17 protein-coding genes are annotated in these 17,571 nt (G+C 27.8%); 1 reads left to right on the top strand and 16 read right to left on the bottom strand.

The window, feature by feature from the left end; all coding sequences use genetic code 11:
* The first annotated feature begins 107 nt into the window (after window positions 1-107).
* Entirely contained in the window at window positions 108-977 is an 870-nt protein-coding gene (locus BR69_RS0113825) for an AraC family transcriptional regulator (RefSeq protein ID WP_027633702.1), read from the top strand.
* A 188-nt stretch (window positions 978-1,165) separates the two neighbouring features.
* Here the strand turns inward: BR69_RS0113825 and BR69_RS0113820 are convergent, their stop codons facing one another.
* The 16 genes from BR69_RS0113820 to helD form a co-directional block, all read right to left on the bottom strand.
* Entirely contained in the window at window positions 1,166-1,633 is a 468-nt protein-coding gene (locus BR69_RS0113820; protein ID WP_027633701.1) for a GyrI-like domain-containing protein, read from the bottom strand.
* 55 nt (window positions 1,634-1,688) lie between these two features.
* Complete coding sequence (locus BR69_RS0113815) at window positions 1,689-2,609, bottom strand: helix-turn-helix transcriptional regulator (RefSeq protein ID WP_027633700.1); 921 nt, start codon at window positions 2,607-2,609, stop codon at window positions 1,689-1,691.
* Between the two features lie 84 nt (window positions 2,610-2,693).
* Window positions 2,694-3,545: a GNAT family N-acetyltransferase gene (locus BR69_RS0113810; protein ID WP_027633699.1), complete on the bottom strand. Its 852-nt coding sequence runs from the start codon at window positions 3,543-3,545 to the stop codon at window positions 2,694-2,696.
* 167 nt (window positions 3,546-3,712) lie between these two features.
* Window positions 3,713-4,414 (bottom strand): cadmium resistance transporter, encoded by a 702-nt coding sequence (locus tag BR69_RS0113805; RefSeq protein WP_027633698.1) that lies wholly within the window; start codon window positions 4,412-4,414, stop codon window positions 3,713-3,715.
* A 42-nt stretch (window positions 4,415-4,456) separates the two neighbouring features.
* A complete protein-coding gene (locus BR69_RS0113800; protein WP_027633697.1) occupies window positions 4,457-5,023 on the bottom strand; it encodes a GNAT family N-acetyltransferase in 567 nt (188 codons plus the stop codon).
* Window positions 5,024-5,226: 203 nt separating this feature from the next.
* Window positions 5,227-5,757 (bottom strand): GNAT family N-acetyltransferase, encoded by a 531-nt coding sequence (locus tag BR69_RS0113795; protein WP_027633696.1) that lies wholly within the window; start codon window positions 5,755-5,757, stop codon window positions 5,227-5,229.
* A 482-nt stretch (window positions 5,758-6,239) separates the two neighbouring features.
* Complete coding sequence (locus BR69_RS0113790) at window positions 6,240-7,748, bottom strand: DUF1846 domain-containing protein (protein ID WP_027633695.1); 1,509 nt, start codon at window positions 7,746-7,748, stop codon at window positions 6,240-6,242.
* A gap of 503 nt (window positions 7,749-8,251) precedes the next feature.
* On the bottom strand, window positions 8,252-8,845 hold the full coding sequence (locus BR69_RS0113785; RefSeq protein WP_027633694.1) for a GNAT family N-acetyltransferase: 594 nt from the start codon (window positions 8,843-8,845) through the stop codon (window positions 8,252-8,254).
* Window positions 8,846-8,934: 89 nt separating this feature from the next.
* Window positions 8,935-9,633: a P-II family nitrogen regulator gene (locus BR69_RS0113780; RefSeq protein ID WP_027633693.1), complete on the bottom strand. Its 699-nt coding sequence runs from the start codon at window positions 9,631-9,633 to the stop codon at window positions 8,935-8,937.
* Window positions 9,623-11,113 carry a DUF1538 domain-containing protein gene (locus BR69_RS0113775; protein ID WP_027633692.1) on the bottom strand — a complete coding sequence of 497 codons (1,491 nt, stop codon included), beginning with the start codon at window positions 11,111-11,113 and terminating at the stop codon, window positions 9,623-9,625. The genes BR69_RS0113780 and BR69_RS0113775 overlap by 11 nt, the downstream gene beginning before the upstream one ends.
* 296 nt (window positions 11,114-11,409) lie before the next feature.
* Window positions 11,410-12,588, bottom strand: a complete 1,179-nt coding sequence (locus BR69_RS0113770; protein ID WP_027633691.1) for a DUF2812 domain-containing protein — start codon at window positions 12,586-12,588, stop codon at window positions 11,410-11,412.
* Entirely contained in the window at window positions 12,572-12,913 is a 342-nt protein-coding gene (locus BR69_RS0113765) for a PadR family transcriptional regulator (RefSeq protein WP_027633690.1), read from the bottom strand. The genes BR69_RS0113770 and BR69_RS0113765 overlap by 17 nt, the downstream gene beginning before the upstream one ends.
* 247 nt (window positions 12,914-13,160) lie before the next feature.
* Complete coding sequence (locus BR69_RS0113760; protein ID WP_027633689.1) at window positions 13,161-13,586, bottom strand: hypothetical protein; 426 nt, start codon at window positions 13,584-13,586, stop codon at window positions 13,161-13,163.
* Window positions 13,587-13,849: 263 nt separating this feature from the next.
* Entirely contained in the window at window positions 13,850-14,227 is a 378-nt protein-coding gene (locus BR69_RS0113755; RefSeq protein WP_027633688.1) for a PH domain-containing protein, read from the bottom strand.
* A 223-nt stretch (window positions 14,228-14,450) separates the two neighbouring features.
* Window positions 14,451-15,011, bottom strand: a complete 561-nt coding sequence (locus BR69_RS20585; protein ID WP_051623625.1) for a histidine phosphatase family protein — start codon at window positions 15,009-15,011, stop codon at window positions 14,451-14,453.
* Between the two features lie 124 nt (window positions 15,012-15,135).
* Complete coding sequence (helD, locus tag BR69_RS0113745) at window positions 15,136-17,412, bottom strand: RNA polymerase recycling motor HelD (protein WP_027633687.1); 2,277 nt, start codon at window positions 17,410-17,412, stop codon at window positions 15,136-15,138.
* Window positions 17,413-17,571: the final 159 nt, after the last annotated feature.

Below are 17,571 nucleotides of genomic sequence, written 5' to 3'. Positions count from 1 at the left end.
TTTATACGAAATAATATTTATATATTTCTATATAGACAAATGAAAGCAAGCTAGGATAGGAAATAACAGTTATATTTTAGTACAATTTTTACATGGAGGTGAGAAAAATGGATTTTATTCAAAACTTGCAGAGAGCAATCGATTTTATAGAAGAGCATATATTAGAAAGGATTACCTATGAAGATGTTGCAAATCATGTTTTCATGTCAAACTATCATTTTCATAGGACGTTTAGTTTAGTCACTGGCATTACAGCAAATGAGTATATTAGGAATAGAAGATTATCTATGGCTGGTCAAGAAATCTCTATGTCTGCTTCAAAAGTAATTGATATTGCTTTAAAATATGGGTATGATTCACCAGAAAGTTTTACAAAGGCATTTACCAGATTTCACGGCATTCCACCCAATGTAGCTAGGCGTGCAGGTATGAAATTAAAATCATTTAATCGCCTTCTCATTAAAATAAAATTGGAAGGTGGTACTGTTATGGACTATAGAATCGAAAAACGAGAAAAGTTTAAATTGTTGGCTAAAGTTGCAAATTTTAGAAATGAATCAATTTCAGAAGAGGGAAATACTGAAATTCCAGACTTTTGGAAAGAATGTGGTGAAAATGGTACATTTGATGTTTTAAAACAAAATGCTAGTAATCATGATATTTACGGATCTTGTGCCCCAATATCAAAAGAGAGCACACACTTTGACTATGGTATATGTATGGAATATACCGGTGGTAGTGTACCAGAAGGATATACTATATGGGAGGTAACCCCTACATTATGGGCCGTTTTTAAATGTATTGGTGAAACTGGGGATTGCATAGGTGAAACATGGAGTAAGATTTTTTCAGAATTTCTTCCCGGTTCAGAGTATATCATGATTGATGATACTGATTTTGAATTATACTCAGAAGATATTAAAACAGACTGCTTTTGTGAAATATGGATTCCCATTGAGAAAAAGACACATGAATAATTAATATTATTACAGATTATTAGAATAAGTTTTTCTTAACTTAAAATACGTAATCTTTCGAAAAAATGAATTAAAAGTATATGGTTTTGTGGACTTCTCTTAATTCATAAATTTTCAACACTGTTCTAAAATGTTGCTAAAACAAAGGTAAGTAGTACATGTACTTTACCACATACTACTTACCTTTATTATTTTAATGCTATATAAATATCTATGGTTTGATTATTCATGTCCTCTGAGTCATTATGATATACTTCAAAATCACAATCATACTTTCTATCTAAATCCATTTCCCATATCTTTCCCCACGCTTCTCCTACAGCCTGTTGCATGTGTCCTTTTACGGTAAATTTAGCATACTTTCCACCATGAATAGTCTTTACATCTAACCTCTCATTTAAGTCTAAGTCCTGAGCTTCTTCTACCTCTACTCCTGCATAGAATTTATAAGGTTTTGTAAAATCTCCTTCATATTCTGTGTATAATCCTATGGCCATTTCATTTACTCTATTTTTAATATTTCCTATTATATCTTCTCCTATGAATCTTCCCCATACTATTCCTATGTCTTCCATAGCCTTCATATTTTCATTGGTGGTTCTTACTCCTATCCCCACCAATGTCTTTTCTTCTAAATTAACTACTTCATATTTCATACTTTACCACTCCTTTAATTAATATAAATTAATCTTACCATTTGAAAGTTGACATCTATATGTCATAGTTTGAAATTATATTTTTTATAGTATTTATTACTTCCATCTTAATGGAGAGTGGCTCTAAAACAGTAACCTTATTTCCAAAACTTAATATAAAGTTAATAATATTAAAGTCAAAGTAATAGGTGAAATACACTATAATATGTTCTTCATTTATTTCTAAAATCTCATCTTTTGTAAAATAATCATATATTTTTCCAAGCTCACTTTTATTAAATCTTAATTTAACTAAGACTTGGTTATTTTTTTCAACTTTAGTCTCACTAAGAAAGTTTTCATAAGAGTTACTAATATGATTATCAGTAATATTCATATGATTAATTCGGGTTAACTTAAAGACTCTAAAATCATTTCTTTTATGACAAAATCCATATAAATACCAACTACCATAGTTAAACCTAATATTTATTGGATCTACTTCTCTTTTTCTTGTATCCCCATCATATTTTGTATATGTAAAAACAATAGACTTTTTCTCATCTATTGCTTTATTAATGATTTTTATTTTTTCATTAACTAACTCTTGTATTTCTTCCCTTTGAATACTTTTATATCTTATCTTATTATTTATAAAGCTTTTCTCATTATTAGTAATAATTCCTTTAATTTTTTCTTTAAGGTCTTGTATATTATTCTCTTTTAATATTTCTTCCCTTGCCTCTAAGCAATCTAAAATAATGCCTTTTTCCTTATCTGTAAACATATATTTATCTAATTTATATCTACTACTTAGCCCTACCCCTCCATTTTTACCAAAGTAAGTTATAATAGGAACCCCTGCAATAGTTAAGGATTCTATATCCCTATATATTGTCCTTTTGGAAACTTCAAAATGCTCGGCTAAATATTCAGCTGTAACTTTTTCATTATTTAGTAATATTAATAGTATTGAAAATAATCTATCTATCTTCATTCTCTTCTCCTATTATAAATTCATTTTATATGGTGTACTAACAACTAATTCAAATAAATTATATATTAAGTATAAGTTACAAAATTATAAAGTTAAATACATTTCATATTGAGATAATTTTTCCTTCTTAAATCCTAAATGCTTATAGAATCCTTCTAATAAATTATTATTAGAAAATGATGCTCTAAATTTTGAAATACTTAAGTCTTGTGATGCATTATTTAAAATAGATGTTCCTACTTTCAATCCTCTAAACTTAGGATCCACCATTAAAACCATAATACTCCCATTAGATTTAATAGCACTGAATCCAACTATTTTTTCTCCTATATAAGCTCCATAATAAGTTATATTAGAAGACTTTTTCATATAATCTATATCATTTTGCCAATTAACATGGAAATATCTTATATTTTCTATTACTTTTTCAAATTCTTCAACTGTTATTCTCTTTAATTCTATACCTTGCAATAAAATATTATCATCTAATTTAAAGTCATCTATATTATAGTAAGATAAGTCATAAACTTTTTCATATCCTAGACTTTCATAAAATCTTACAGCTCTATAATTTTCAGTAATTACCTCTAAAAAGAGCTGAGTACAATCATTGTTTATCCCCTCATTTTTATGAAGGTTAAATAATTCATGACTTACCCCTTTTCCTCTATACTCTGGAATTACTGCTAGAGTTCCACATCTAATGGTCTTTATTCCCTCATAAACCTTTATTCCTCCAAAAATAACTCCTATAGGCTTATTATTATCTAATGCTATAAAAGAGTGTTCCTTACTATTTCCTTCTGGTCCAAAGAAATGATTAAAGAAGACTTTCTTTTGCATATTAAATTTAACAATATAATCTGAAAACCCTAGAGAAAACCCTTCATATATTAAATCTTCCTCTACCTCATTGCATCTTTTATAAGTAATCATATATATTCCCCCTAAAATATCTCTGTAATAACTACATAAAATAAATATTTATAATATTTTATACCTAGACTAAATATAAGCAATACTGCCTAAACTTGTTTATATATTTTTTATTACTTATGTATAGTTTTTAAAATAAATTATCCATAAGTAATATTCTAATAAAATTAAATATTCAAGGTATTAATAAGGCTATTTATTAATAATTTTATAGTTCCACTCTTAATTAAAATAAAAATCCCTAGTCCTATAAATATTATAGGAACAAAAATATAATCATACTTTTTAATATTTTTTTCTACCAAAGGATGTTCTGACAATCTTAACCCAACAAAACACCAAAATGCTGTTAAAATCATAAATACTATTACTGTTAAAAAAGTATTAACTAAATCCATACTTGTGAAAAGAGGAATATAAATTCCAATATTATCTGCACCATTAGCAATGGTTACCCCAATTACTTTTAGGATATTTGGGTTAATTAAATTTTTAATAAATTTTATTATATGGTGTTTTTTAGTATTAATAGATTCCTCAAATGCATGACTATCCTTCTTTTGAAAATCCTTATAAACTTCACTCCTGTTTCCTTCATCCACTTTTTCATGACCTAAATATGATTTTACTCCTAAGTATATAGGCATTAACCCAAGAACCCCAACATATTCTTTTGGAATTACTGAAAAGCCTAATGCTCCTATGATACTTATTAAAACTAAGATTCCTATACCTAAGTATTGTCCAATAATAATATGTTGTTTTTTCATTTCATTATTTCTTTGAGAAAAAAGTATCATAAGTATAAATATATCATCAATATTCGTACTAACAAAAGAAATAAAGGCTGTAACTATTGTAGCGATCATTATATCCTCCATTCACAGTAGCTATCAAAATTAATGACTATATTATATTTTTTGTAAGTATTCCTCTTTAGTTAGGGAATAATAAGGCTCCCCATTATAAAAATCAAATTTTTTTGGTAATCCACTAACAAAATATTGAAACTTAAATCCCAATTTTTGTATTACTCTATTTGACGCAATATTTTCGGGTTTTGCTAAAGCAATAATTTTATTCATTCCTATTATATTGAAATAATAATCTATTAAAGCATTCATCATTTCAGTAGCATATCCTTTTCCCCAATACTTTTTTCCAATTAAATAGTATATTTCTTTATCAGGATAAAAGCAGTCAATAATACCAAAACCACCCCAACCAATAAATTTCTTGTTATCCTTTAGGAAAACTGCAAAATTATATTTAAAATCGCCATCATAAGTAGTTTCATATAAATCAATCCACCACTTAAATGTTCTTTTAAATTTCTCAATAGATGTAACTTTCCAATCCAAGTAATTAAATAGTTCTTCATCTTGCATTAATTCATAACACTCTAATAAATCATTCTGAATAAAAGGTCTAATTATTAATCTATCTGTTTCAATTCTCATTTCTTTTACTGTATTCATTATTCTCTCCTCTCATATAAACAATTATTTTTTATATCTTCATATGAAGCCATTTTATGCAAACTATATTTAAATTGTATTATTTTGTATATTAGTACAACAACCTCAAACATTTTTCTGAATTAAAAAAACTCCATTTTTAATTTAGTTGTTTCGGCTAATTTTACAATTATGTAATAAATTATAGTTAATATTTGCTCTAATTATAATAGTAACTTTTCATATAATTTAAACCAGTTTAATCCATAACTTCCAAGTCCTAGATCAACTGTATCCACATACTTAAACCCACACTTTTCATACAGCCTAATAGCAGGTATGTTTCCCTCATAAACATCCAATCTAATTGATTTAGCTTTTGACTTAATACTATAATCAGTAGAGAAGTCCATTAATGCTTTACCCACACCACATTTAAAAAACTTTGGATGAACTACAAAGGTATATATGACAAAAATACCTGAGTAATTAGAATCAATATTCCATTTCGCTTTATAGTATGCTGGTTCAGGTTTATGACTTAAAATAACAGATGCTATTATTTTTCCATCATGCCTTAATACATAAAGATTACCATTTTTAATTCCATCAATTGCATTTTTACGAACAGGATATACACCTTTTTTCCACCCTGGATAATTTTCTCCTTTTTCTAGGTAGTCATTTAAATCATTATAAAGTCTTTCTAATTCATCAACATCATTTAATTTTCCTAACTCAAATCTCATCTCCATATGTGTCCCCCAATAAAATTAGATTTTAATCTATCTAAATATCTATTCTTTTTATACATAAACTTTTATTTCTTAAGACTTATTTAATATTTCCTTATTACAATTATAATTCATAAATACATTATAGCATCTACTTACAATATTTTACTATAAACTTAAAGTAATATTTAATTATAAATCTCTTCTTTAGTGATACATATCTATATATAGGTTTTTAGCTTGAATTTTAACTTATACATACACTTAAATCCTTTAAAATTTTAAATCTTAAGTAGTACATAAGATAAGTTTCAAAGTTAATTTATCTATATGAGTAAAGCAAGACAAATCAATGATATTTCAATGTATAAATATTAAAACCCTATAGCATTATTAATCTAAAATAAAACAAAAGACACCTTCAATAACTTATAAAATCATTGAAAGTGTCTTTTAAAATTTATATTTTTTTATATTCTCTAAAAATCAATATCTATAAAATACTAATTATTATAGAAAAGATTTTCAGTTGGATATTCAGGATCACAAGTTATATCTATATCTAATTTTCCAAAGGTTTGTTCATCACTTTTTCTTAAAATAGTTGTTGAATGAGCTTTACATCCCTTTAACATAACTAGTTTCTCCATAGCAACTTGAGCTGTTGGATTTGTTGCTGCACATATGCTAAGGGCAATCAACACTTCCTCACAAGTTAATGCTGCATTCTTATTTCCTAAAGTTTTAGCTTTTAGATTTCTAATTGGCTGCAGAATAACAGGAGATATAAGATGTATATTATCTGATATATTAGCTAGATGCTTAACTGAATTTAACATTACTGCTGCTGTTGAATCCATTACCTCTGAGCTTCTTCCTGTTAATATAGTTCCATCATGAAGCTCTAAAGTTACCACTGGGCACACTTCACTATTATTACACTTTTCTCTAAGCTTTAATGAATATTCCCTTGCAGGCATAACTACAGCTCTATCACTTTCTTTTAAGCTAAGCTCTTCCATTATAAGCCTTGATCTTTGGAAGGTTTCTTTATCTACATATCCCTTTTTATACTCACAACCGGTTTTAAAGTATCTTCTTATTATTTCTTGCTTAGATGCCTCTTGTACTACCTCATCATCTATAATGCCAAAGCCTACTCTATTAACTCCCATATCTGTTGGAGATTTATAGATAGATTCTTCCCCTGTTATTTTCTCAATTATTCTTCTAAGTACAGGGAAGCTTTCTATATCACGATTATAGTTTACTGCCACCTTATTATAAGCATCCATATGGAATGAATCTATCATATTTACATCCTTAAGATCTACTGTTGCTGCTTCATAAGCTATGTTCAAAGGATGCTTTAGTGGTACATTCCAAACTGGGAAGGTTTCAAATTTAGAATATCCTGCTACCTTTCCTTGTTTTTGCTCATGATATAATTGACTAAGACAAGTTGCTAGCTTTCCACTTCCTGGTCCTGGAGCTGTAACTACTACTATAGGCTTACTTGTTTCTATATATGGATTTTTTCCATATCCTTCATCACTAACTATGGTATCTACATCTGTAGGATATCCTTTAGTAGCTCTATGCTTATAAACTTTTATTCCCCTACGCTCAAGTTTGTTTATAAATACAGTAGCTGATGGCTGATCATCATATCTTGTAATTACAACACTGTTAACTAATAAGTCATAGTCTCTTAAATCATCTATTAGTCTTAGAACATCCATATCATAGGTTATTCCATAATCTCCTCTTATTTTATTTCTCTCTATATCCCCTGCATATACACATATAACTATTTCAACATTTTCCTTTAATTTATGTAATAATTTAATTTTTGCATTTTCATCAAATCCTGGTAAGACTCTTTTAGCATGCATATCCCCTATAAGCTTTCCACCAAATTCTAAATAAAGCTTATCATAATCATTAACTCTCTCTAAAATATACTTTGACTGTTCTTCAAGGTATTTCTTGTGATCAAATCCTATTTTCATTTTATCGCCTCACTTATACTATATTAATTTTTTTTAATTTATTCCACAGACATTAGCCCTAATTCTTTATTCCATGTAAAATGAAGTCTTAGGGTTAACAGATGTTATGAACTATATCATTAATAAAATTTAACCTTAAAACTTCTGCTTTAAGGTTATATCTATAATCAATACTAAACATATTTTCATATTATCACATAGATTTATAGTAAAGTAAAACCAACCTAAGTTTCAATTTACCTTATTATCTATGGGATTTATTTTTATTTTCTAACTTATACTAATTCTATGGACATTAATCCTAATTATTGATATTATATTATTTGTACGAAAGACCCCATTTTAACTTATGGCAATAAAATCAAGAAAAAAAGAGTAGCATTTTTAGCTTACTACTCTTAATAAAGATAAAATAGTTTTTAAATACAAATCTTTTATCCTGACTATCATATCTCTTAAAACTTCTTTTATTTTTAATATATAATCCTTAACATATAAACAAATTAAAGCTTCTTTATTTGCCTTTTCATTTTTATAGCTACCCCAAGTCCTTGCATCATAATAAAAGGATTATATATTCTTTTATATTCTTTAAATCCAATCTTCTCATATAGTCTTTTGGCATTTTCATTCTTAGATAACACTTCTATATAACACTCATTGAAATCAAGTTCATCACAAACAAAATTAATTAATTTTGTAGCTATCCCTTTTCTTCCATATTTTTTATCTGTAGTCAAATAATCAATATATAAATCTTTTTCCCCTTTTACAGCTGGCTTTTCCATAATAACACTTAGTTGATTATATACTATGAACCCTTTTACCTTTCCTAAAAGCTTTTGACAAACAGACTTATCAAAACAAGCTGGACGTTTCTTATTATTCCCAATCCCTAAAAAACCAACCACATTAGTTTCATGTAAACAAACATAAATTATTGAAAAATCTAATGACTGTATAAATAATTCTTGTAATATTTTTTTATCTTTTGAAAAGGAAAATATATTATAAAATCCATCAACAAATAATTCAATAGCTTTAGTTTTATAGTTTTCATCTAAGTTCCATAACTTTTCTATTTTAAATACTTCCATAAATATCACCTCAGTAAAAAAGATAAATATTTCAATAACTTTAATATAATAATTTAATTACTAATAGAATTTTTTCTATTTTTTAACTGTTATTCTTTACTACTATTAAATATTCCTGATGTATTATTGACCCCCATAGAAAACATTATTCCCTTCCCTGGAGTATCAATTTGTATATTTTTTCTTATAGAATTTACTACAGTTTCTATTTTAGTTTTTTCAATAAGAATCATAACTATTTCCTTCTCTGGTTCTAGAGACATTCCAAAGAACTTACTATTTTCATGTATACTTGAACCTCTTCCATTAACTATAGTTCCGCCTTCTGCTCCCCCTAATACTGCTGCATCCACTACTTCTTCAGCCATTCCTCTATCTACTATTGTAAAAATTACTTCATATCCTTTATTCTCTTCCATAGCACCCATACTCCCTTCATTTTTAACCATATCTATGCCCATACACCTTCTTGCTCCAAAAATTTTATCTACATTAATAGAAAAAGCTATTCCTTTATTAGGCTTACTTAAATAAAACTTTTCTTCTAAAATTTTATAAAGTCTCTCTTCAATTTCTTTTTCCGTAACCATTAAGACTATTTCCTTTTTTATTTCCTCTAAGCCCAATATCTCTAAAATATGACTTTTAGCAGTTCCTTTTCCAAGAAAAATTGTTCCATCAAGGACTCCATTTTTCTTAGCTTCCTCTAAAACTTCACTTCCAACTCCAAAGTTTACAACTACAAAAAACATTGTATATTTATTCTCTCCTGCTGTCTTACAATCCAATCTCCTCTACTCCCCTCTTTATAGACTTATGTTTATAAACTAATCCAAGAACTTGTATGGCAATTAATGGTGTTAATGCTACCAAAGAAATAATTCCAAAGCCGTCAATTAATACATTAGCTCCATCAATAGCCTCGGCTGCTCCCTGAGCGAAAGCTAAAATAAATGTAGCAGTCATTGGTCCTGAAGCAACTCCCCCTGAATCAAAGGCTATTCCCACAAATATCTTTGGAACAAAATAAGACATGATTAGTGATAAGATATATCCTGGTAGAAGATAGTACCATAAATTAATCCATGGAACCATTATTCTAATCATAGAAAGAGCTACTGCAAAGGCAACCCCTATGGATAAGGTATACAATATTACCTTCTTTCTTATATGACCACTTGTTACATTCTCCACCTGTTCATTTAAAACATACACTGCTGGTTCTGCAAAAATAACTGTAAATCCTAACATAAAACCTATTGGTATAAGCACCCAATTATTCTCTAAGGATGCAACAGCATGTCCTATAGCGCTTCCAGCTTCCATAAATCCTGCATTTACTCCTGTTAAAAACAAAACCAATCCTATAAATGTATATCCTATTCCCTTTAATATTCTCTTAAACTTCTTCTTTGACACTTTTAAAAATTTTATTTGAAAAAAGCAAAACATGAGAAAAAGAGGTAACAATGCAATAGTTATCTCAAGTGTTATCTTAGGTATTTCTTTTAGATAAGGACCAAGAATTCCTTTAGTTACTATAGAATCATAATTTAAACTTCCTGTTGAAGCCTCTACTTTAGACACTATACTCATTATAAGCACTGAAATTATAGGACCTGTTGATGCTATACCAACCATACCAAAACTGTCATCTTCTGACTCCTTCCCCCCTTTAATTGAGGATACTCCAAGTCCAAAGGCCAGTATAAAAGGTACAGTCATAGAGCCTGTGGTGGCCCCAGATGCATCAAAGGATATAGCTAAAAACCCTGATGAGGTAAATATTGATAATAACAATATTATTCCATACAATATTGTTAAAAGTTTAGATAATGATATATTAAAAATTATTCTCATTAATCCTACTACGAGTAGTACTCCTACCCCTATGGAAACAATAATTAACAAGCTAAGCTTTGATATGTCTCCTGAAGTAACTCCACTTACCTGTGCTGCCAATACTTGAAGATCTGGCTCTGCTATAGTTATAAGAAAACCTAGAATAAATCCAAATATAACTATTAACCCTATATTCTTCTTCTTAGTAAGAGTAGATCCCATTAAAGAACCTAGTGGCTGAATCCCAATGTCTGCACCAAATAAGAATATCCCCAGTCCTAATATTATAAATATTGCCCCTATTATAAATCTATATATTAGATCTCTTTCTATAGGTGCTATGGTGAAATTAAGGATCAGTACAATAATTGTAATTGGTAGTACAGCTAAGGTCACTTCTTTTAACTTTTTAATAAGTTCTTTCAAATAATATCAACATCCCTTCTATTTATATTTCATATAATACTTATAGTATTATTATATAGAAGTTTATCTACTGAATATTCCTATATACTTTTTAGTTTCTCATTATAAAGTTAAAATACTTAATATCCCCTATTATTTCTGAATATTCCTTCAATTTTATCTTTTTATTAAAATGTTAATCTATAGCTATAATTTTTAACAATCTAACCTTAATATTCTATTTTCTATTCTAATATTAAATATCATAAAAATTAAAAACCATGCATAAAAAATTTTTTTCTATACATGGTTTTTATTTATGATAATTTATAAATATCCCTTTTTAATCTACTATAGCATAATAATGTTTTAAAAAATAAATAAGATTGCTGAAAAAATATTAGTATAAATATTAGTAAAATATATATATTATGGATTCTGCTATTAATCCATAATGTTTCCATTATAATCATAAAAACACAAGTAGACATAAGTGGTACTATTGTTAATAAGTTTACTAGTAGAACCCTTCTAGCATATTTAATCCCTTCCTCCCTATCTGAATATATTTCTGGTTTTTTACCCTTATATTCTTTTTTCCATATAGTCCATTGAAATATACTGCTACTACTACGGAAAGCTAAGTCCCAGTTATCTTCTTTATATATTTCATAACATATTTCATTAGGTAATTTCTTTAAATCAGCTACATATTTTATCTTTCTTGGTTTACCCTTAAAAAAATAAAACTTACATCCGTTCTTACTTATCTTATACAAATTTAAGCCTTTTCTCTCCATCTCTTGAAGCCATTGTTCTAATTTATCCGGTGAGTAAACCCATCCAAGTTTAAATATCTTTATTAACTCTAACTTATTCTCACATTCTAATTCCTCTTTAAAAATCTTATTATCTAATCCCTCATAAAAACACCCTTTTAATTGTTTTTCTTCATTTTTCAGTATAGCAAATAAAATTATAAACACTATTATAGGAAAAATTAATTTTATACTAATAAAACCATAGTCTAAAATCCCATACTCCACTCTTAAATTATTTGAATTATATACTTCCATACTTCCTGAAAAAATCATAGATATTAGTAATAATGAAAACATTCCTCTTGTAATAACATAGTATAACAGTAAGCATGATAATATAACCTTTGATACTCTAATCCTTTTTAATAAATTCTCCCTTAAAGGCTGCACCCTTATTTCTTCCAATTTATTCTCATTAGCTATAAAAGTCCATTTCCCCGTGCTAAATAGCTTATACCACCCATTTCTCTTAAGCCCATTTTCAATATGATCTATACCTTTATCTCCATAACAAATTCTATAGGTTATATCCTTTTTATCCCCCCGATTAAATGTAAATACCCTAGTATTTATATTTACATCTTTTAATATATACCCCTCTAATGCCTTTTCTCTTAACCATTTTTCTATTTTAATGATATTAAAGCTCCAAAATAACTTAATTATCCGAATCATAGAAATCCTCCCCATATTCAACCCCATTATTATATAATTCCTTTATTCTATTTATCTCTTCCCTTATTAATATCTTTCCTAAATCAGTTATTTCATATATTGTTTTTCTATCTTCATCTGCATAAATTGAAATAATTTTATTTTTCTGCATCTTTGATAGAGTACCATATACTGTTCCAGATCCAAGTCTAATTCTTCCTTCAGTAATTTTCTCTACATGCTGTATTATTCCATATCCATGTCTTGGCTTATTTAGAGAAAGAAGAATATAATAAGCTGTTTCCGTCATAGGAATAAAATTTCTTATTTCTTTTTCTAAGCTCACAACTTCCACCTCTATATTCTATTCTTAATATATGTCGCAGTGTGACATATGTTATGAATACTATATCACACCGTGACATATATGTAAATATTATCCATACAAGTATTTTCACATATCTACTTATTATAAATACTAAAACATATTAAATAAGGCTAAACTACCAGTGAACCTAATTTCCCTAGTAGTTTAGCCTTATTTTTATTCCTAAAACCTATTTAAATTATTAATAAATTGCTATATTTTGCACTTATATTATATTCATTAAAAACTTTTCAAGTTCATCTATACTATAAATAAACTCCCCTGTCCTCTTAATATCGCTAGTCTTATCCATAGATTTATTATACTGAGGAAATAATCCTATATATAACTCCCCTATGTTATCCCCATAAATTTCATGGTTTATCTTTAATGCTCCAGTAAAGGTTTTTAAAGCTTTAGAATATATATATACCTCCTCCATAAAATTTAAAAATTTATCATTATTTAAATTAATGGATTTAATTTCATTAGGTTTTAAAATAATTGTTCCATTTTCCATAGCAATTAGCTGTGATGAAGGAAGATCTTTAACTAATATCCCTCCTTCTATGTATTCATCTACTCTGCATAATATATCTTTACCATATGTTGATTCTAAGTCATTTGAGTCTAAGTTATAGTAGACGGTCATATTAAATCATCCCCTTACTTTATCTCCTATCCTTATATTGTATTTATATCCCTATTATACCTTAACATATTTTTACATGACTTTTAATATTTTTTTTCTAATTTTTTAGCTAAAGTTTTAATTAATTGTATACTAAAAACAAACCCCTATGAAATAACTCCTTTTAAAGAGCTCCTCATAGGGGAAACTTTATATTTCTTACATTATTTTGTTATAGCTTTAAAATATTTAATTTACTCTTTATAATATATATTATAAAACTACTACCTTGAAATGTATTCAGCTAATATTCCTTGAATTTCATAAATGCTTGAACTTTTATTAAATTGAAGCCCAACAGGTTCAGCTGTGCTTGATATCCAAATTTTAAGCTCTGCATCTAAGTCAAAATGCCCAGCAGTTTCAACCTGAAAATGAGTTATACTCTTATATGGTACTGAGTGATAACTTACCTTCTTTCCTGTAATTCCTTGTATATCAACTATTATAAGTCTTTTATTTGTAAATATCATAAGATCTCTTATAATGCTATAAGCTCTTTCTATTGTCTCTGATGGTCCTAAAAGTTTTGAATACTTTTCATGAATCTTCTCCATATTACTTTCTGATGCATTTCCTACTAATCCACTGAAAATTCCCATAACCTCTCTCCTTAATTTTAAAATTTAATTCCATACTAAAATGACTTATTTACTAATTTAGTCTAATATGTTGTCCTTAATCTTAATACAGTGACAATCTACTATAATATATCACTATAATTATAATAAAAGTATTTTTATTATAATTATACTATAAGATAAATCATTCTAGTGTAATTATTAGCTTAAAATTAACTTAAAATTAAGATTAATATAATTCACTCTACTTATCTTCTACCCATCCACCCCAAGTATATCCTTCATGAAAATCTATTTCTAAAATACCACAATAATCTATATGTTTCTTAAATTTAAATTGCCTCATAACAATACCATGGCATACTACTATTATTTTATTATAATCCATATATTTTTTTAGGGAATTTATCGCTCTATTTCCTACAGTACTTAACTCTTCCCAGTTCTTTTTCTCATTTTCTTTATATACACCCTTATGCATTTCTAATTCTTTACCCGCTTTAATAACCTCAGAGTCATTACTATAACTAAAAGTTAAATCTGGTAGCCACTCATGTAAGTCTAGTTCTATACTTATATCTAAGTCTCTTTTTCTAGATATAATTGCTGCGGTTTGAAGTGCTCTAGTATAAGGTGAAAAAACTATAAGCTCTGCCCCATCTAATCTACTATCCCGTGATACTCTTATAGCTTGGCCTATTCCTTCTTCTGTAAGCTGGGCTAGATCTCTTCCATGACCTTTAAAGCCTCTTTCTGTAACCAATGTATAATCTGGTTCTCCATGACGCACTAATACAACCTTCATATTCATTCCTCCTAGTTATAAAATGGATGTATCTATATTTTACAGTTATATACATCCATTTACTAGTATATTCTTATATAAAGTGTATACTCTTCATTAAGAATTATACTCTTACTATTAAACTTTAAATTAGCTTTAGCATCTCTGCCATCTCACCAAGAGAATATATATATAACTTATGAATGGGTCTTGTCATAGCAATATATAAAAGCTTTACATTAAGCTCAGTTTTAGGATACATTTTCTTGCTCCCATTAGCAATAATAACTACATCAAATTCAAGGCCTTTAGCTAAGTGACATGGAATTAATACCATGCCTCCTGAATATTCATTCTCACCTTCATTTATTATTTTTATATCTATCCCTAATTTCTTTAACTCTTTTTTAAATTCTATACATTCTTCCACAGTCTTACATATAATAGCTGCTGACTTAAATCCATCCACTTGAATATTAGAAATATCATTTTTTATACATTCTATGATATCTTTAAAATTATATTTTTCTACTACTTTAACCTCTTCCCCGTGCCTTATAACTGGCTCTGCCTCTATAAGACTAGGATCATTCAATGATTTTATAACAATGTTGGCAGCTTTCATTATTTCTATAGTGGTTCTATAACTTTGCTTTAAGGTAACCATAGAGAAGTTATCTTCTCCAAACACCAATCTTGAAGCTTCCTCCCAATGATTTATACCTCTATAAGAATAAATCCCTTGACATAAATCACCTAGAACTGTAAAAGAATTTCCCCCAATAATTTTTTTAAGAACAATTAACTGAAACACACTAAAGTCCTGTGCCTCGTCTATTACTACATGCCTAACGTTAATCCTATCATCTAATCCATTTACTACGACCTTTAAATACATAAGTGGTGCTAAATCCTCTACTTCTATTGTATTGGATTTTATATTTTTCAAGGTTTCCAATCTTATTTCTTCTGCTATAGTTTCTTCCACATATTCATAAGATAGTTCCTTAAATAAAAGTTTATCCTCTAATAATTTTTTATAATACTCCATAGGAGATAGAACTAAAATTTTCTTTATATACTCTCTTATTACACTTTTATAGGTTTTTTTCACCTTAGTCAGCATTAAGTCTCTAGTATCTGCAAGGTTTATTATTATACTTCTTCTCTCTACACAGTCATCCATCTTCTCTTTAACTTTTTCTATTTTCCTATCATAGGTATGCTCTATATCTTCAATTATTCTATCCTTATTTTGTTTTAAAATATTAGTTAGATTTTTTTTAATCTCATTTATTCTTTCTTTCATGGGGAGATAACTATAATCCTTTATGAAAAGGTCATTTATTTCTTCGTATTTTAGCAATAGAAATGACTCTATTTTAAAATCTTCTTTAGGTATGAAATTTTTCTCAATAATTTTAATGTATTTATCTAGTATTTTTTTAAATTTAAAGGATGATTTAAATGAAGATATATTTTCAACTTTATGTTTTCTATCCATTGAATTATTATTTATAAGAAAAGAAAGTTTTTCACTAGTATTTTCAATCTTAAACTTTTTCCCTATAACTTCTAATGCAAAGTCCTCAAAGGTAGTTTGAACTACATTTTCTACACCTAGGTCTGGAAGCACTTCTGAAATATAATTTAGGAAAAATCTATTTGGAGCTATTATCATAAAATTTTTAGGACTTAAAGTTTTTTCATGATTATATAAAAGATAAGCAATTCTATGAAGAGCTATGGTGGTTTTCCCTCCTCCTGCCGCCCCTTGGACTACAAGAGGTTTCCACATATCTGCTCTTATTACCCTATTTTGTTCTGCTTGAATAGTTGAAACAATATCTTTAAGTCTCTTATCCTTACTAGAACCTAATGCTGCTTGGAGAAACTCATCATTAGTTGTTATATCTATATCATGAATCTCTTTTAATTCCGATTTTTCAATGGTATATTGCCTTTTTAATTTTATTTCTCCTTGTATTGCACCACTCGGACTTTCAAAACTAGCCTCTCCAATACGACCTTCATAATAAAGAGTGGCTATTGGCGCTCTCCAGTCTACTATAATAAGTTCTTGATCTGTTTCTCTAAGTAAAGACACTTTTCCAATATATAATTCTTCTAACCTATTCCCTTCTTTTTCAATAAAGTCTACTCTTGAAAAATAAGGTTTACTTAAACTTTTGTTTAGATTTTTAAGTCTTTGATTTAAAGAATCCTTAATTACCTTATTAATTATCAATTCATTAAATTGTTCGGCATTATCAGAGTTATAATGTTTTAATCCATATTCAACATCTTCGTCCACTCTTAGTTTTTCTTCAAATACTCTTTTATTATAAATCTTCATATATTCAAGGGTATAATTTAATTTTTCAACTTCCTTATTATAATCTGGATGATCTAATACAGACATGGTACACCTCCTATATATTCATTCTTTTGTCAGTTACTATATTCTATAGGAAATATTTATAAAAATAAAACTCTCTATAGATGATTTAAGGATGTACCCATATTCCCATTATGAGTTACAACGCTAATTATTTGAATTTCATTTATTTTCTAACTTTCT

Source organism: Clostridium hydrogeniformans DSM 21757, assembly GCF_000686705.1.
GTDB lineage: Bacteria > Bacillota > Clostridia > Clostridiales > Clostridiaceae > Clostridium_Z > Clostridium_Z hydrogeniformans.
Note: the sequence above shows the minus strand (reverse complement) of the source record. Positions and strands in the feature narration are given on the sequence as shown.